Source organism: Methylobacterium sp. EM32 (genome assembly GCF_040593685.1).
GTDB lineage: Bacteria > Pseudomonadota > Alphaproteobacteria > Rhizobiales > Beijerinckiaceae > Methylobacterium.
Genome location: NZ_JBEXZS010000038.1, coordinates 54,177 through 70,341, shown reverse-complemented (window position 1 = coordinate 70,341; position 16,165 = coordinate 54,177). Strand labels below are relative to the sequence as shown.

Annotated in this window: 12 protein-coding genes; 2 read left to right on the top strand and 10 right to left on the bottom strand. The window is 71.5% G+C overall.

Annotation, left to right across the window (positions count from 1 at the left end; genetic code table 11):
• Positions 1-401: 401 nt before the first annotated feature.
• Complete coding sequence (locus ABZT49_RS05865; protein WP_355284273.1) at positions 402-1,199, top strand: IclR family transcriptional regulator; 798 nt, start codon at positions 402-404, stop codon at positions 1,197-1,199.
• A 269-nt stretch (positions 1,200-1,468) separates the two neighbouring features.
• Here ABZT49_RS05865 and ABZT49_RS05860 read toward each other — a convergent pair whose 3' ends face one another.
• The 7 genes from ABZT49_RS05860 to ABZT49_RS05830 form a co-directional block, all read right to left on the bottom strand.
• Positions 1,469-1,891: an RbsD/FucU domain-containing protein gene (locus ABZT49_RS05860; protein WP_355284270.1), complete on the bottom strand. Its 423-nt coding sequence runs from the start codon at positions 1,889-1,891 to the stop codon at positions 1,469-1,471.
• 125 nt (positions 1,892-2,016) lie between these two features.
• Entirely contained in the window at positions 2,017-4,374 is a 2,358-nt protein-coding gene (locus tag ABZT49_RS05855) for a penicillin acylase family protein (RefSeq protein ID WP_355284268.1), read from the bottom strand.
• Between the two features lie 94 nt (positions 4,375-4,468).
• Positions 4,469-5,365, bottom strand: coding sequence for a polysaccharide deacetylase (locus tag ABZT49_RS05850; protein ID WP_355284266.1), 897 nt, complete (start codon positions 5,363-5,365; stop codon positions 4,469-4,471).
• Positions 5,366-5,414: 49 nt separating this feature from the next.
• Complete coding sequence (locus ABZT49_RS05845) at positions 5,415-6,827, bottom strand: M20/M25/M40 family metallo-hydrolase (RefSeq protein ID WP_355284263.1); 1,413 nt, start codon at positions 6,825-6,827, stop codon at positions 5,415-5,417.
• 230 nt (positions 6,828-7,057) lie between these two features.
• On the bottom strand, positions 7,058-9,103 hold the full coding sequence (locus ABZT49_RS05840; protein WP_355284261.1) for a hydantoinase/oxoprolinase family protein: 2,046 nt from the start codon (positions 9,101-9,103) through the stop codon (positions 7,058-7,060).
• On the bottom strand, positions 9,090-10,895 hold the full coding sequence (locus tag ABZT49_RS05835; protein ID WP_355284259.1) for a hydantoinase B/oxoprolinase family protein: 1,806 nt from the start codon (positions 10,893-10,895) through the stop codon (positions 9,090-9,092). Before ABZT49_RS05835 ends, ABZT49_RS05840 begins: the two co-directional genes overlap by 14 nt.
• Positions 10,879-12,213, bottom strand: coding sequence for an MFS transporter (locus ABZT49_RS05830; protein ID WP_355284257.1), 1,335 nt, complete (start codon positions 12,211-12,213; stop codon positions 10,879-10,881). The genes ABZT49_RS05835 and ABZT49_RS05830 overlap by 17 nt, the downstream gene beginning before the upstream one ends.
• A gap of 264 nt (positions 12,214-12,477) precedes the next feature.
• Between ABZT49_RS05830 and ABZT49_RS05825 the strand changes: the two genes are divergently transcribed.
• A complete protein-coding gene (locus ABZT49_RS05825) occupies positions 12,478-13,224 on the top strand; it encodes a GntR family transcriptional regulator (protein ID WP_355284255.1) in 747 nt (248 codons plus the stop codon).
• Positions 13,225-13,297: 73 nt separating this feature from the next.
• Here the strand turns inward: ABZT49_RS05825 and ABZT49_RS05820 are convergent, their stop codons facing one another.
• The 3 genes from ABZT49_RS05820 to ABZT49_RS05810 form a co-directional block, all read right to left on the bottom strand.
• Entirely contained in the window at positions 13,298-13,621 is a 324-nt protein-coding gene (locus ABZT49_RS05820; RefSeq protein WP_355284252.1) for a putative quinol monooxygenase, read from the bottom strand.
• A 63-nt stretch (positions 13,622-13,684) separates the two neighbouring features.
• Positions 13,685-15,046 carry a flagellar biosynthesis protein FlgA gene (locus tag ABZT49_RS05815; protein WP_355284250.1) on the bottom strand — a complete coding sequence of 454 codons (1,362 nt, stop codon included), beginning with the start codon at positions 15,044-15,046 and terminating at the stop codon, positions 13,685-13,687.
• A gap of 188 nt (positions 15,047-15,234) precedes the next feature.
• On the bottom strand, positions 15,235-16,140 hold the full coding sequence (locus tag ABZT49_RS05810) for a LysR substrate-binding domain-containing protein (RefSeq protein ID WP_355284248.1): 906 nt from the start codon (positions 16,138-16,140) through the stop codon (positions 15,235-15,237).
• Between the last annotated feature and the right edge of the window lie 25 nt (positions 16,141-16,165).

Sequence of the window (16,165 nt, the reverse complement as noted above, 5' to 3'; positions counted from 1 at the left end):
CCGAATCTAAGGTTGAAATCAGTACCCGCAGAGGCGTGGTTTTGAGGCTTGATTTCAACCTTTGGTACGCACGAATCAAATCCGTTAAGGCCGTAGCTCTGCGGGGGAGGGTGCCCCACGGAGTGGGGCGGGAGAGGGGGGCGACGCTTCCGGAGAAGTCGCGACCTTGGTGACGGATGCTATCTGAAGCAGCGTCGCGCTACCCCTCTCCCGCCCGGCTGCGCCGGGCACCCTCCCCCGCAGAGGGGGGAGGGGGAAAAGCCGCGCTATTTCGTTTCCCCTGACAGCCATGCGCGACGTTGGCCTGACGCTGCGTGACATCGCCTGGCGATACGACCGTCTTGCTCACGCAGAGGCATGATGGTGTAGAACCGACCCACACGCGAGGCACGACCCGACGCATGCGGATGGACGACGAGGGTGACGGAGGCGGGGATTCGCGCGGCGGGGTCGACGACCGGCTTTTTCTGCAATCGGTGGCCCGCGCCCTCGACGTGCTCGAAGCCTTCGCCGCCAGCCCGCACCCGATGTCGCTCGGCGAGCTGGCCCAGGCGGCGGGAACGAACAAGAGCGCGGCCCAGCGCATCGCGCAGACGCTGCTCAGCCGCGGCTACCTCGAACGCGGCCGCGACGGCGGGCTCGTCCCGGGGCGGCGCATCCTCGACCGCTCCTTCGACTACCTGCGCGCCAACCCGCTGATCGAGCGGGCCATGCCGGTCCTCGTCGACCTGCGCAAGGCCGCCAACGAGCGCGTCGACCTCAGCCTGTTCGACGACCTCACCACGCTCTACGCGGTGCGGCTGCAGAGCAAGCGCGAGACGTTCTACGCCACCCTCGCCGGCCGCCGCGTGCCGACCTTCGCCTCCTCCGGCGGGCGGGCCTGCCTGGCGCAGCTCCCGGACGAAGCGGTCGACGACATCCTCGCCCGCTCGGACCGCAGGCCGCTGACGCAGAAGACCCTGCTCGAACCGGCCAGGATCTGGCGGAAAGTGAAGGAGGCGCGCCGCGACGGCTACGCCTTCGCCACCGAGGAGGCGCTGATCGGCGAGGTCGTGCTCAGCGCCGCCGTGCTCGCGGGGCCCGGACGCCCCCTCGGCGCGGTCCACATCGCCGGCTCGCTGAGCGAATGGTCGCTGGAGGAGTTCCGCAAGCGGTTCGCGCCGCTGGCGATCGAGGCGGCGCGGGCGTTGAGCGGGTAGGGTCTCGTCCGACGCGATATCCGATCGCGGTGCAGGACAGCGGCATGAGAACCTGATTGGGGTGAGCGGACCGACCTGAAACCCTCGATGTCATCCCGGGGCCGCGCAGCGGAGCCCGGGATCCATAACCGCTGGGGGTGCAGGATGAAGCGGAACGCGATCCACTTCGTTCTCCGCCGTTAGCGGTTATGGATCCCGGGTTCTCGACTTCGTCGAGCCCCGGGATGACGAGGAGGGTGCCATGTCGGCCTGATTACCACCACCCGGGCTCACGGGTAGATCACCCCCTTACGCAGGAGGATGTTGGCGTAGAGGCGCCGCTCGCCGCTGCGGATCACCGCGAAGGCCTTGGCGGTGCGGGCGTAGAAATCGGGGATCGGGATCTCGCTGATGACGATCTTGCGCCCCTCGGCGCGGTCGGCGCTGGCCTGGTAGCCGTCGTAGAGCGGCCGGGTCTCGGGCGGGGCGACCATCACCGCCACCGGGCTCTCGACGAAATCGTCGAGGGGCAGGAGCGACAGGACCGCGTCGAGGAGTGCCGGCGCCGTCGTGCCCGGCATGTCGATGAGCCGGCGGGCGTTGCTGGCGGAAGGGAAGTTGGCGTCGGCGATGACGATCTCGTCGCCGTGGCCCATCTCGTCGAGGAGGGCGAGGAGTTGCCCGTTGAGCAGCGGATCGATGGTCTTCAGCATGGCGTTCCCTCGTGCCCGTGTCACCGCCGCCGGCGCGCAGCGTGACGCGGCCGCCCCGGCAGGATTGTTTGCGCCGGGACGATAGGTTTGACGCCCGGACCGGGCAACTCTCTCGTCCTGCCGACTCACGGATGATCCGGCACCAGCCGGATCGTCGCGACGCTCGCCGCGTCGACCGCCGCCCGGCTGTAGAGCATCGGCACATACGCGCCCCGGGCCCAGAGAGGCGCGAGGTCGCGGTAATGCGGCGAGCGTGGGTCGCCGGACTGGCCGGGGGTGTTGATGCAGACGCTCCGGTCCCAGTCGCCGACGTCGACGACGAAGCGGACGGAGGCGCCATTGGTGACGCGGAAATCGCTGCCGCGATAGGCGGCGTGCATCACCGTCGAGGCGCTGCCGGGCTTCTCCAGCGGCCCGACATCGAGCGCCTCCCGCAAGCCTGCACCGGCGGCCGCGCTCGCCGCGTGGGCGAAGAAGGCGTGGTGCAGGTTGCCCCAGCGCCAGTCCGCCGGGTCGGTGCCGAAGCGGGCGGCGGCGTCCGCGAAGGCCGCCACCAGGGTCTCGGCGAGAAGCCCGTCGCGGCCCGCGTGCGGATCGCCGCCGAAGCGAGCATCGGGCGCTTCGAGCGCCTGGAGGATGCCCTCGACGTCGCCCGGCTGCATCAGGGCGCGCAAAGCGGGATCGTCGATCAGGCGGGCGAACAGGGCGGGCTTCAGGTGGTGCGTCCACCACAACTCGGAGAGGAGGCCGGCGCCCGACTCGACCGTCAGCCGCTCGTCCCAGGCGAGCAGCAGCGCTCGCCCCGGCCCGGCCAGACCATCGGCCGGGAGCCGCTCCAGCAGCGGGCGCAGCCGGCGCGCCGGCATCGAGACGACGTCCGTCTGCAAGGCGGTGGAATCGGACACATCGTGGCCGGCGGCCTCCGACAGCACCGCGCGGATGCGGCGGGCGCGGCTCGCCTCAAGCCACTCGTAGCCGACCGGCCGCTCGGCATGCGGCCAGTCGGCCGGCAGGTTCGCCTCGTTGGCGCTGGCGACGAAACCCTCCGGCGGATTCTCCAGCTGCGGCATCGCGTCGAGGTCGTGGAAGCCCGCCCATTCGAAGCGGCCGTCGCCCGGGACCGGCAAAAGCCCGTCCCAGTTCGGCCGGTTCGGGGTGTAGCCGGCCGGGAACCAGGCGATCGTGCCGCTCGCGTCCGCATAGACGTGGTTGAGCGAGGGCGCCCCCCAGCGCCGCGCCGCCGCGCGGTACTTGGGCAGCGTCGTCGCCCGCATGGTCGACAGGCTGGCGAGATAGGCGGCCGAGCCCGGCTCGAACCACACCGAGCGCAACGCGAAGGCGCGGGTCCCCTCGGCGTGGAGGACCGGGCCGTGCCGGGTGAAGCGCAGGCGGACCACCTGGTCCGGCGCGCCCTTCACGGCGACCGTCTCCTCGACGATCCGCATCGGCTCCCACTCGCCCTGATAAAGGTAGCGGTCGGGATCGCCCGGCTTCGTCTCGTAGACGTACACGTCCTCCTGGTCGGCGCCGAAGATCGTGATCGCGAAGGCGGCCTCGCCGTTATGCCCCATGCAGATCCCCGGCACCGCGGGCTCGCCGGCGCCGATCGCGTCGAAGCCCGGCGCGCTCAGGTGCACGAGGTAGCGCAGCGACGGCACGGCATGGGCGCGATGGGGATCGCCCGCTAGGATCGGGCGGCCGGTCGCAGTGCGGCTGCCGGCGACCGCCCAGTTGTTCGAGCCTTCCCAGGCCGCGTCGCGCACGACCTCGCCGAGATCGGTGACGCTCGTCCAGGCCTCGGCCTCGGCGAGGGTGGCGGCGAGGCGCTCGGGCGTGAACAGCACGCCGGCCGTGCCGAGCTTGAACAGGTCGAGCACCGCGAGGGGGATCGCCGACAGGTCGAGGCCGCCGGGATGGCCCGGCGCGATCCGCGGCTCCAGGTTCTTGCGCAGGAGGTCTGTCGCGTCGCCGCAGCGGGGGGCCACCTGGGCGCGCAGCACCTCCGAGAGCGCGTTGCGCGTCAGGCCGTGGCTGCGGATGCGCACGACGTCCTCGGGCTCCCAGAATGCGGGCTCCGTGCCGAAGAGCCGGAACTCCTCCGGCAGCCGCTCCGGCTCGCGCCGGGTCAGCGCCACGTAGGCGTTGATGCCGCGGGCGAAGGCCTCGACAATCGCGCGCGCGTCCGGGGCGTAGCTCGTCCACTCGGCGGCCATGTCGCCGCGATAGAGGAAGGCGCGGGAGGCGCGGTCCTGCGCCAGGTAGCCGGGCCCGAAATCCGCCGCCAGCCGCCCGAGCCCGCGCTTGCGCCACAGGTCGATCTGCCAGAGCCGGTCGCGGGCGGCGTTGAACCCCTGCAGGAAGAACAGGTCGTCGAGGCTCTCCGCCCGCAGGTGGCAGAGGCCCCAGGGATCGATCCGGATCTCGGCCGGCCGCGCCAGGCCCGCGGTCGCGATGATCTCCGGTGTCGTGTCGGTGTCGCTCATCGGGGCCCTCGTGGCGGCCTGGTGACTCGGTCGGGGAGGATCCTACAGGGGGTGGCCGCCGATGGGATCACCCGCCGGCCGAGCCGGATCCGCCTCAGGCCGCGTGGGCCTTGGCGTAGGCGGCGATCTCGGCGTGGGTGGCGAACCACACGTCCTTCGCCTTGGCGTGGCGGATCAGCTCCTCCAGGATCCAGATGCGCGAGCGCGGCGTGATGATGTGCGGGTGCATGGTCAGCTGAAAAAGGCCGCCCGCCTCGTAGGCCGCGTCGAACTCGCGGGTGAAGATGTCGAGCACGTCGGCCGGCGGCGTGTAGGGCCGCAGCGACTGGAAGCGGTGCATCATGAAGTAGACCGCGTCGTCGCGGATCCATTCCACCGGCAGCTCGACGATGCCGGTCCCCTCGCCGTGGAGCTCGAGCTCGTAGCAATCCTCGTCGGCCATCAGCGAGGAATCGTAGAGGAGCCCGAGCTCGGTCTCGATCTTCAAGGTGTGGGGGCTGAAATCCCAGGAGGGGGTGCGCAGGCCCACCGGCCGCACGCCGGTGATGCGCTCCAGGGTGTCGGTCGAGCGGAACATCAGGTCGCGCTCGGCCTCGTAGGGCAGGACCGAGTTCAGTTCGTGGATCCAGCCGTGGATGCCGATCTCGTGGCCCTCGGCGACGATGCGGCGCTGCTCGTCCTCGTACAGGAGGGCGGCCACCGCCGGCACGTAGAACGTCGCCTTGATGTCGTAGCGGTCGAGCAGCGCCAGGACGCGCGGGATGCCGACGCGGTTGCCGTACTGGCCCCAGCTCATCCGGCCGATCGACTTGCCGCCCTCGCGCAGCTCGTTCGTCTCGTGGTCGCTGTCGAAGGACAGGGCGACCGCGCAGCGTGCGCCGTCCTTCCAGGCGGCGGGGCGGTAGGGGCGCCCGGCCCGGACCTGGCCGACGAGGTGGCGCCACTGCGCCTCCGGCCATTGCCACGGCTCGAGCTTGCTCATGTCGGTCATGGGTGCATCCTGTCGCGGGGTTCGAGGTCAATCCTACGGATGGGCGGCGTCACCGGGAACCGCGATCGCCGTCGCGCTTCCCGAGATGCCCCGCCGCGAGCGCCGAGAGCAACGCCGCCCCGGTCCGGATGCCGTTGACGAAGCAATCGAGCCGCAGGTTCTCGTTCGGGGCGTGGTTCGCCTCGTCGGCATTGGCGTAGGGCAGCACGAAGGCGGGCACGCCGAGGATCTTGGTGAAGACGTAGTCGGGCAGGCTGCCGCCGAGCGAGGGGTACTCGTAGGGCGCGACGCCCTGGGCGGAGAGAACCGCCTGCCGGATCGCGGCGCCGAAGGGGGAATCGACCGGCGTCTTCGAGGGCAGCATGCCGTGCTGGCGCACCACCGTCACCTCGGGGGCGTGGCGGCGCACATGGGCCTCGACCTTGTCGAGCACGTCGTCCGGCGTCATCGCCTCGACGAGGCGGATGTCGCACTTCACGATGCCCTCGCAGGGCAGAACCGTCTTCGAGCCCGGCCCGCCATAGCCGCCGTGGAAGCCGTTGATGGTCAGCGTCGGCCGGAACATCAGGCGCTCTGCCACGCCGAGGTCCGACGGCGCGTCGAGCCGGTCGAGGCCGAGTTCGGCCTTGATCGCCTCCGGATCGAGGGGGAGCCGGGCGGCGATCGCCCGCTCCTGGTCGGTCGGCGGGACGATGGCATCGTGCAAGCCGGGAATGGTGATCTCGCCGGCTTCGCTCTTCATCGTGCCGAGGAGGTGCACGAGGGTCCAGAGCGGGTTCGGCACCACGCCGCCGAAATTGCCCGAATGGACGTCGCGGGTGGCGTGCCGGCAATGCAGCTCGAAATTGACCACGCCGCGCACGCCGTAGGTCAGGACCGGCCGGCCGGAGGGGTGGATCGGGCCGTCGGCGGTCACCACGAGGTCGGCGCGCAAGCGCTCGCGATGGCCTGCAACGAACTCGGCGATGTGCGGCGAGCCGATCTCTTCCTCGCCCTCCAGCAGCACGACGACGTTGCACGGCAGGCGGCCATGCACGGCGAGGTGGGATTCGATCGCCAGCAGCTGGGCGAAGTGCTGGCCCTTGTTGTCGCCGATCCCGCGGGCGTAGATCCGGCCGTCGCGGATCGTCGGCTCGAAGGGCGGCGAGACCCAGGCCTCCAGCGGTTCGGGCGGCTGCACGTCGTAATGGCCGTAGAGCAGGATCGTCGGCGCGCCGGGCACCTCGTCCCGGCGGCCGAGCACCATCGGGTGGCCCGCCGTCTCGATCGCCTCCGCCGAGAAGCCGAGGCCCTGGAGGTGGTCGACGAGGAGCCCGGCGACCTCCCGGATGCCGATGTCCTGTGCGCTGATGCTGGGATGGCGGACATAGTCCATCACCCGGGCGATGAAGTTCTTCTCGTTGGCAGCGATGTGGTCGAAGACTTTTTGGAGATCGTCGTCTTCGCACGTTGTGTTGGTCACGGCTACCCCCTTGCGTCGCGCAAAGCATTCCACTTGATCTGCGTCAGTACAAAAATGGCGCGGGATCCCCTCTCCCGTGTGGGAGAGGGGTAGGGGTGAGGGTGACACGGCTCCGAATAAATCTCCGAACGCCGAGCTGCCAGCACCACACTCAGAGTTTCACACTGAAGCGTGTCACACTCACCCCCGGCCCCTCTCCCACACGGGAGAGGGGAGGCGCGCTTGACTTGTCAGTCGGACGGATTGGGCAGGAACCGCGTGAGCAGGATGGCCCCCGACGCGTGCACCTCGCCGTGCCAGCCCGGCGGCACCAGGGTGGTGGCGTCGAGCTGCGCGACGATCGCCGGGCCCGCGAAACGGTCGCCGGCCCCCAATCGAGCGCGCTCGTAGAGTGGAACCTGCGCCGGCCCGGTCGCGAGGTGCACGGTCAACTCGGCCCCCGGGGCGGCGCCCGATCCCGCTGCCACAGCCTCGCGCGGCGCCGGCGGCATCCGGCCGGTCGCCTCGACGCGCAAGGTGACAAGCTCGATCGGGGCATCGAGCGTGAAGCCGTAGAGCGCCGCGTGCGCCGCCGCGAAGGCCCCCTCGACCGCCTCCACCGTCCCCGACCACGGCACCGCGAGCTCCCCGCCCTGGCCGTGGTAGCGCAGGAGCGCGACCCGGGCCTGAGCGCGGTCGGCCTGCGTCACGCCCTCCGCCGCGAGCCAGGCTGAAGCCTGTTGCCCCAGCTCGGCGAGGATCGCCTCGGCCGTCCCGACGTCGATCCGGCCGGCCCGGGGCAGGGTGCGGCTGAACTCGGCCTTGAGGTCCGCGGCGAGCAGGCCGTCGGCGCAGAGCACGCCCGGGGCCGGCGGGACGAGGATGCGGCGGATACCGAGCAGGTCGGCGAGCGCACAGCCGTGCAGCGGTCCGGCCCCGCCGAAGGGCACCAGCGTGAAGTCGCGCGGATCGTGGCCGCGCTCGACCGAGACGACGCGGAGCGCCCCGACCATGTGGTTGTCGGCGATCGCCAGGATGCCGCGGGCGGCGGCCTCCAGCGTGAGCCCCAGCGGCTCGGCCACGGTCTTTGCCACCACCGCGCGCGCGGCCGCCCGGTCGAGCGCCATGCGCCCGCCGAGCAGCCGCTCCGGCAGGTGGCCCAGCACGACGTGGGCGTCGGTGACGGTCGCCTCGCGGCCGCCGCGGCCATAGGCAGCGGGGCCGGGATCGGCGCCGGCGCTCTGCGGCCCGACGGTCAGCGTGCCGCCGGCGACGCGGGCGATCGAGCCGCCGCCGGCGCCGATCGTCACCATGTCGACCATCGGCAGGGGCAGCGGCCACTCGCCGACATGGCCCGCCTGCGTCAGGCCGATGCGGCCGTCCTTGATCAGGCAGATATCGGCACTGGTGCCGCCGAGATCGACCGTGATGATGTCCGCGATGCCGCAGGCCGCCGCGACCTCGCGGGCGCCGACGACGCCGGCGGCCGGCCCCGACAGGGCGGTGAGGGCGGGCGCGCGCCGGATCGTGGCGGCGCCGGCGACGCCGCCATTCGACTGCATCAGGAGGAGCGGTGCCGCGATCCCGGCCCCGTCGAGCCGCGTCTGGAGGCGCGACACGTAGGTCGAGACCCCCGGCATGACGACGGCGTTCAGCACCGTCGCGAGGGAGCGCTCGTACTCGCGCACCACCGGCAGCACGTCGGTCGAGGCCGTCACCGCGAGGCCGGGCAGTTCCTCGCGGAGGATCTCGGTGACGCGCCGCTCATGCGCCGGGTTGGCGAAGGCGTGCAGCAGGCACACCGCCACCGCCTCGACCCCGGCCGCGCGGCAGGACGCGGCGGCAGCGCGCACGCTCGCCTCGTCGAGGTCGTCGAGGACGATGCCGCCGGGCCCGATCCGCTCGCGCACCTCGAAGACGCGGGAGGCCGGGACCGGCCGGTCCGGCTTGACCCAGGAATAGAGGTTGGCGCGGCGCGGAATGTCCTGGCGCCCGATCGCCAGGACGTGGCGGAAACCCGCGGTGGTGATCAGCGCCGCGCGCGCGCCCTTGCCCTCCAGGATCATGTTGGTGGCGACGGTGGTGCCGTGCAGCACCCGCCCGAGGGCGGAGGCGGACAAGCCCGCCTCTTCGAGCGCGAGGCCGATGCCGGTCATGAAGGCCCGGGAGGGGTCGCCCGGCACGCTTGGCGTCTTGGCGCGCCACACGCGGCCCGTGCGGGGATCGTGCAGCGCGACGTCGGTGAAGGTGCCGCCGATATCGACCGCGACCGCGAGGGAGGAGTCAGGCGAGGGCATCAACGTACTCGTGACGGTGGAAGGCCCGGGTCTCCGGGCGGTCGGTGCGGGCGCGGGCGGTGGCGGCCTCGTCGAGGGCACGATCGCGGATCACCACGCCGTAGAGGCGCGCGGCCGCCCCTACCGAGACGAAGCCGCCGAGCACGTCCTGGAGGACGGCCTCGGCCGGCCGGTCGAACGGATGGCCGTGGCCGCCACCGCCGCCGGTCTCGATGCGCAGGGCATCGCCGCGGGTGAGCCGGTTGCCGTCCGACAGGGGTGCGAGCACCCGCTCCTGCGGCGTGCCGGCATTGACGACGGCCCGGCCGACGCCGCCCGCCATGCCCCCGCCGATGCCCCAGGGCGGGTTCTCGACGCCGTCGATGCGCAGGGCCAGCACCGCCTCCTCGGCCAGGATCTCGTAGTCCCGCACGATGCCGCAGCCGCCGCGATGGCGGCCGGCGCCGCCGGAATCCTCCACGATGCCGTAGGCGCGCAGGCGGACCGGGTAGCCGGTCTCCAGGAACTCGACCGGGTAATTCTCCTGCGCGACGAAGTAGACCGCGTCGATCCCGTCGGCCTGGGGCCGCGCGCCGTAGCCGACGCCGATCCCGTCCGAGAGCAGGAACGGCTCCACGACCCCGGTCTCGGTCCGGGAGGTGCCGCGCATCAGGATGATGACGTAGGCCGAATGCGCCGCCGGCGCCCCGCCGCCCGCCACGTTGACGAGGCCGTTGAGCCCCGCGAGCACCCGCATCATCGTGAGGCCCCGCATGCCGAGCGGGGCCGGGAAGCGCGGCCAGAGCAGCGAGCCCTCGCGCAGGCGCACCTCGTCGAGGGCCTGCGGCCCGCCGGCGTTGCAGACCTGGGCCGGATCGCCGCCGAGATAGTAGAGCCCGAGCGCCATGCCGGGGACGCCGGGATTCATCAGGAAGTTCACCGGCCCCGGGGCCTGGTCGTCGGTCTCGGTGGCGTCGAAGACGAAGCGGTCCTCGCCGTCGTGGCTCCGGCTGCGGGTGAGGGAGAAGCGCATCCGGTAGGGCCCGCCGCCATGGCCGTCGGAATCGATCGCGTCGGTGAAACGATGCGTGCCTTCGGCGAAGGTCTCGGCCAGCCTCTCGCGCACGAGGGCGCGGGTGCGGGCCAGCAGCTGGGTGAGCGCGTCGGCGACGACGTCCGGGCCGAAGCGGTCGAGGATCTCGCCCACGCGCCGCACGCCGAGATCGACGCTCGCCATCAGGGCCCGCATGTCGCCGAGGCTCTGGGCCGGGAAGCGGGAGTTGCGGTGGAAGATCGCGAGCGCCGCGTCGTTGGTCCGGCCGCGATCGATCAGCTTGCACGGGGGCACGATGATGCCCTCCTGGAAGATGTCGGTGGCGTCCGGGCTGATGGAGCCGGCGCGCAGGCCGCCGATATCGGCGAAATGCGCCCAGGCCATCACGAAGGCGCAGAGCCGGCCGTCGCGGAAGACGGGGGCCAGCAGCACCTGGTCGTTCGAGTGCGAGACGGCGCCGCGCGAGCCGTAGCAGTCGTTGTACCAGTAGAGGTCGCCCGGCCCCATCGTCTCAGGCGGAAAATCGCGGAAAACCGGGCTCGTGATGTCGCCGAAGATCGGCACGTTCGAGCCGACCGCCATGACGCCGTCCGCGTCGAACAGGCCGGTATAAAAATCCTTCTTCTCGCGGATGAAGGCCGAGATCGCCGTGCGCTCGATCAGCGCCTCCATCTCGGCCTGGGCGGCCCGCACCGCGCCGCGCACGATCTCGAGCGTGACGGGATCGCAGACGGACTCTGCCTCAGTCGAGCGGAGCATTGGTCGGATCCTTGATGAGGAGGAGCGTCACGGCGCTGATCAGCGCGGAGGCGACGACGAAGAGCGACGGCGAGAGCGGGCTGCCGGTCTCGCGGATCAGGAAGGTGGCGATGAACGGGGCGAAACCGCCGAAGATCGTGACCGCCAGGCTGTAGCCGATCGAGAGCGCGGTGAAGCGGACCCGGGTCGGGAAGAGTTCGGCGAGGACGGCGCAGAGCGGGCCGGCATACATCGCGAGCAGGAAGGCCGCGATCGACTGCGTCAGCACGAGGCCGAGGCCGGTCGGATGGCTCACCACGAGGGCAAAGAGCGGGTAGCCGAGGACGACGTAACCCAGAGCCGAGATCAGCAGCACCGCCTTGCGGCCGATCCGGTCCGAGAGGTGGCCCATCACCGGGGTGAACGCCGTCAGCACGAGCGCGGCGACGGCCGAGGAATAGTAGGCGGTGCCCGGCGCGATGCCGAGCTGCCCGGAGGCGAAGCTCGGCATGAAGATGTTGAAGGTGTAGTTGCCCACCGTGCCGACGATCGACAGGCCAAAGGCCGCGAGCACCGGCTTGCGGTAGACCGTCAGCGCGTCGCGGACCGGGTGGGAGGCCACCGCCGCTTGCGAGACCGCGCGGTCGAAGGCCGGGGTCTCCGACACCTTCGAGCGCAGGTAGAGGCCGATCGGCGCCAGTACGAAGCCGCAGATGAACGGGATGCGCCAGCCCCACGACGTCATGGCGGCGGGGTCGAGGGTCGAGTTCAGGATCGCGGCCATCAGCGTGCCGGCGATGAGCGCGAGGCCGACGCTGAATTGCTGCATGCTGCCGATCAGGCCGCGCCGGCCCGGCGGCGCGTACTCGACCAGGAAGGCGGCGGCTCCGCCCCACTCGCCGCCGGTCGAGAAGCCCTGGACCAGCCGGCAGGCGACGAGGAGGAGCGGCGCGAAGATCCCGATCGTGGCGTAGGACGGGATCATGCCGGTGAGCGCCGTCGCGGTCGCCATCAGGCCGACGGTGAGGATCAGCGCCGCCTTGCGGCCGCGCCGGTCGCCATAGGCCCCGATCACCACGGCGCCGACCGGCCGCATCACGAAGCCGACGCCGTAGGTGGCGAAGGTCGAGAGCAGCGACACGACGGGATCGCCGGCGGGAAAGAAGGTGGCACCGATCTGGGCCGCGAACAGGCCGAAGATCAGGAAATCGAACAATTCGACGAAGTTGCCGACGGCGCAGGACACGATCGCCCGGCGCCGGATGCGGGCGTGGTCCGATGATCCCTCGGATGCGGGCACCGGACCCGCCGCCGGCGCGCTGATGGCCGCTCGCGACATCGTTTCCTCCGCTGTCAGGCCGGCCCCGGTGGGCGGGCACCCTCTGGTTTCTGCAAGCCGTGCACCAATCGCGAAGACGCACCGCCTCAGGGGGGAAGCGTCCTGACGTACCCGGCCCCCCTGCCACTGGGCGCGGCAGATGCTGCCTTTTTGTCTTCTTGTCTGACAATGTTGCGCAGAGCGGCACGGCTGTCGAGAGCCTGCGCCGCGTGGTGATGCGGTGCGTCGGCGTGCTATCCGCCGGGGCCGGGTCGGGGAGGGAGCATGATCGCCGGAGCGCTGGGGATGCTCGCGCCGCCGCAACTGGTGCGCGAGCGCGCCTTCGAGGAGGTGCGGGACGCGATCATCGCGGGCCGGATCGCGCCCGGCGCGCGGCTCATCGAGCGCGAGCTCTGCGCGGCGCTCGGCATCAGCCGGGCCTCAGTGCGCGAGATGATCCGCCGGCTGGAGGCGGAGCGGCTCGTCTCGGTCGAGCCCCGCAAGGGACCGACCGTGATGGCGCTGACCGCCAAGGATGCGGCCGAGATCTACGAGATCCGCGCCCTGCTGGAGGCCCTGCTGATCGAGCGCTTCACGGCTGTGGCGAGCGAGGACGAGATCGCGCATCTCGAGGGCCTCTTCGCGCAGGTCCGGACCGCCGCCGCGACCGACGCGGTCTCGGAGATCGTCGGGCTGATGCTGCGCTTCAACGACCACCTCCTCGTCGTGGTCGGGCACGAGGTCGCCCGCGACCTGCTCCGGCAGCTCAACGCCCGGATCAACTTCCTGCGCATCCGCGCCATGGCGAAGCCGGGTCGGATCGCCGCGAGCCTCGAGGAGATCGGCGCCATCCTCGACGCCGTGCGGCGCCGGGATGGTGCCCGCGCCGGCGCGCTGATGCGGGCTTCCGTCGAGCACGCGCGCGACGCGGCTCTGGAGCAACTGGCGTCACAGGAGCCCGACCGGCCCGCCGGCCGGCGTCGCGGCGCGGCCGCACCGCGACGGTCCGCCGATCGGCGGGAAGCGCCCTGACGGCGCCACGGCGTCCGGAGCGAGCCCCGGGAGGATTCTCCCGAAGCCTGTCCGATCGGCCTCCCTCGTTCCGTCAGCCGGCCTCCGCCCCGCTGACGGTCCGGGCGAGGAAGCGCACCGGGCGCTCCTCCGCGATCAGGGCGGGGAAGCCGGCCCGGAACCGGGCGAGGTGCGGGGTCTCGAGATGCGCGTCGAAGGCGGTGCGGTCGTCGTAGACCTCGTAGAATACCACCGCGAGCGGGTCGCTCTCGCTCACCGCGACGTCGAAGGCGCGGCAGCCGGGCTCGTGCGCCACCGAGGAGCGGGCGTCGTCATGGGCGAGGGCGAGGAACGCGTCGAGCGAGCCCGGCCGCACCCGAAACTCGGCGATGACCACGAAGGGCCAGGAAGGTGACATGATGGACCTTGTCGGAAGAGAGCGCGCGGCGCCGGACGATCCGGCGCCGCCGATGACCGGGGATCAGGCCGCCTTCGGGGTGGTCGCCTGCCGGGTCGTGTCTTCCATCTGGCGGCGTAGGGCCACCACGTCGAGGTCGTTGACGAGCTCGACGTCGTCGACGCTCACGATCTGGTCGCGGGCGACCGGGCGCTTGAGCTTGACGTTGTGGGCGAGCCCGATCGGCAGGGCGCCGAGCGCCAGGCTCTTCGAGGCCGGGATCGCGTTCGCCCACACCGCGTAGCCGCCCTCGCCGTCGAGCATCTCGCCGGCTTTCAGGTCGCTCTTGGCGGTGGCGACGGCGTCGCCGCGGAACTCCTTCGAGCAGCCGGTCGGCTCGTTGCGCAGCACCGCCGAGAGCACGCTGACGCTGGTCTCGAGCCCGATCATGTGGAACGGGCGCCACATCGAGCCGTACCAGCCCGACGGATCGGTGAGCAGGCCGTACTGCTTGAAGCAGGCCCGGGTGTACTCGCTCGTCGCCTTGAAGGTGACGAACACGCCGTAGCGGATGTTGTTGAACACCTCGCGCCCGTCCGGCTCCTGGCTCGCCGCGATGTCGACGAGGCCCGCGCGCGGCAGCCGCCCGCCGTCGCTCACCGGGCGGAAGACCTTGGCGAGGTCGTGCAGGCCGGTCGGCGGGAAGGCGAGGCCGTCATCGGGGCAGTCGAGCCCGGTGCCGTTGGCCACCGCTGCCATCTCGATCGCCGCCTTGGTGCCGTCGGTGAACGAGTTGTACATCTTCGGGTTGAAGTCGCCCTTCCGCACCTCCTCCTCGGACCAGCCGAAGAAGCCCCAGACGGTGTCCGGGGTCGAGTAGCGGTAGCGCGGCTCGAAGTTCATGCCCTTGCCGGCCGAGGTTAGCTCGAAGCCGCAGGAGCGGGCCCAGTCGACCAATTCGCAGATGATCGCCGGCTGGTCGCCATAGGCCATCGAGTAGACGACGCCCTGGCGCCGTGCCCGCTCGGCGAGCAGCGGCCCGCACAACACGTCGGCCTCGACATTGACCATCACGACGTGCTTGCGGGCGTCGATCGCCTGGATCGCGTGGCGGATGCCGGCGATCGGGTGCCCGGTCGCCTCGATGATGCACTCGATCTCGTCGCAGGCACTGAGCGCCCCGGCATCCTCGGTGATGAAGGTGCGGCCGCTCTTGACCGCGTCGCCCATCGAGGTCGCCGCATAGCGCTCCTCGGGCCAGCCGACCCGGGCGAGGGAGGCGCGGGCGCGGCCGGCATCGAGGTCGGCGACGGCGACGACGTGCATCCCCTCGATGCGCTGCGCCTGGGCCAGCACCATCGAGCCGAACTTGCCGGCGCCGATCAGGCCGACGCGGACCGGACGGCCGGACGAGGCGCGGGCGAGGAGCAGGGTGGAGAGGTTCATCGGTTTCCTCCAGCGGTTCTCTTCTTGCCGACCGGTCTCTCGCCGCCGATCCTCGAAGGATGGCAGGGCCGGTCTCGGCGCGGTCCCGGCATGGTCTCGAACGGCCCGCCGGGATCTGACGGCCGGAACGCTAGAAGCCGGCTCCGTGAAGGACAATCCAGATTTCCGAGGCGACCGTGAAGCGCGGCTTAAAGGTTCGCGGCGTCGCGCTCCGCCGTCCAGAGGTCGCGCTCGCGGCGGATCCAGTCGAGGAAGGCGCGGACCTTGCGGTGGCGCAGGTGGTCGGGCGGGCACGTCACCCACTGGGTGACGAGGGTGATCCGCGGCGGCGAGGCGAGCGGGCAGGCGAGCCGCCCGGCCCGCAGGTCGCCCCACAGCATCAGGTCGCTCTCGAGCGCGATGCCGAGCCCGCCGGCGGCGGCGTCGATCGCCATGTGGGTGCGGTCGAACAGGAGCCGGCGCCAGCGCGCGGCCGGCCGGATCCCGGCGCGGGTGAACCAGTGCGGCCACTGCACCTGCGACTTCACCGAGTGGATCAGCAGGTGGCGGAAAAGATCCTCCGCCGCGAGGCTGCCGGGCGCGGCGAATGATGGCGCGCAGACCGGCCGGAAGCTCTCCTCCACCAGCCCCTCGGCGAACAGGCCGGGCCAGCCGCCGGTGCCGTGGCGGATCTCGATGTCGACGTTCTCCTTCTGGAACGCCGTCGGCTCGTTGGTGCCGTCGAGGCGCAGCTCGATGTCGGGATGGGCGGTGATGAAGCCGGAGAGGCGCGGCAGCAGCCACTTGGTCGACAGGCTCGGGGTCGCCCGCACGGTCAGCGTCGTCACCGAGCGGAAGCCCTGGATGCGCTCTGTCGCCTCCATGATCCGGTCGATCTCGGGCCCGATCATCTCGAAATAGCGCTCGCCGGCCTCGGTCAGCACGATGGCGCGGCCGGCCTTGCCGATCAGCGCGGTGCCGAGGGCGAGTTCGAGGGACTGGACCTGCTGGCTCACAGCCGAGGGCGTGACGCCGAGCTCCTCCGCCGCCCGGGTGATGCTGCCGGAGCGGGCGACGGCGTGGAAGACCGTGATGGCGCGGAGCGGGACCGACATCCCGACACTTTAGCCGCGCTACACG

What these genes read in the sequence shown, in the direction of transcription:
- ABZT49_RS05865 (WP_355284273.1), top strand. Translation starts at nt 402, where the DNA reads ATGCGGATGGACGACGAGGGTGACGGAGGCGGGGATTCGCGCGGCGGG.
- ABZT49_RS05860 (WP_355284270.1), bottom strand. Translation starts at nt 1,891, where the DNA reads ATGCTGAAGACCATCGATCCGCTGCTCAACGGGCAACTCCTCGCCCTC.
- ABZT49_RS05855 (WP_355284268.1), bottom strand. Translation starts at nt 4,374, where the DNA reads ATGAGCGACACCGACACGACACCGGAGATCATCGCGACCGCGGGCCTG.
- ABZT49_RS05850 (WP_355284266.1), bottom strand. Translation starts at nt 5,365, where the DNA reads ATGACCGACATGAGCAAGCTCGAGCCGTGGCAATGGCCGGAGGCGCAG.
- ABZT49_RS05840 (WP_355284261.1), bottom strand. Translation starts at nt 9,103, where the DNA reads ATGCCCTCGCCTGACTCCTCCCTCGCGGTCGCGGTCGATATCGGCGGC.
- ABZT49_RS05835 (WP_355284259.1), bottom strand. Translation starts at nt 10,895, where the DNA reads ATGCTCCGCTCGACTGAGGCAGAGTCCGTCTGCGATCCCGTCACGCTC.
- ABZT49_RS05830 (WP_355284257.1), bottom strand. Translation starts at nt 12,213, where the DNA reads ATGTCGCGAGCGGCCATCAGCGCGCCGGCGGCGGGTCCGGTGCCCGCA.
- ABZT49_RS05825 (WP_355284255.1), top strand. Translation starts at nt 12,478, where the DNA reads ATGATCGCCGGAGCGCTGGGGATGCTCGCGCCGCCGCAACTGGTGCGC.
- ABZT49_RS05820 (WP_355284252.1), bottom strand. Translation starts at nt 13,621, where the DNA reads ATGTCACCTTCCTGGCCCTTCGTGGTCATCGCCGAGTTTCGGGTGCGG.
- ABZT49_RS05815 (WP_355284250.1), bottom strand. Translation starts at nt 15,046, where the DNA reads ATGAACCTCTCCACCCTGCTCCTCGCCCGCGCCTCGTCCGGCCGTCCG.
- ABZT49_RS05810 (WP_355284248.1), bottom strand. Translation starts at nt 16,140, where the DNA reads ATGTCGGTCCCGCTCCGCGCCATCACGGTCTTCCACGCCGTCGCCCGC.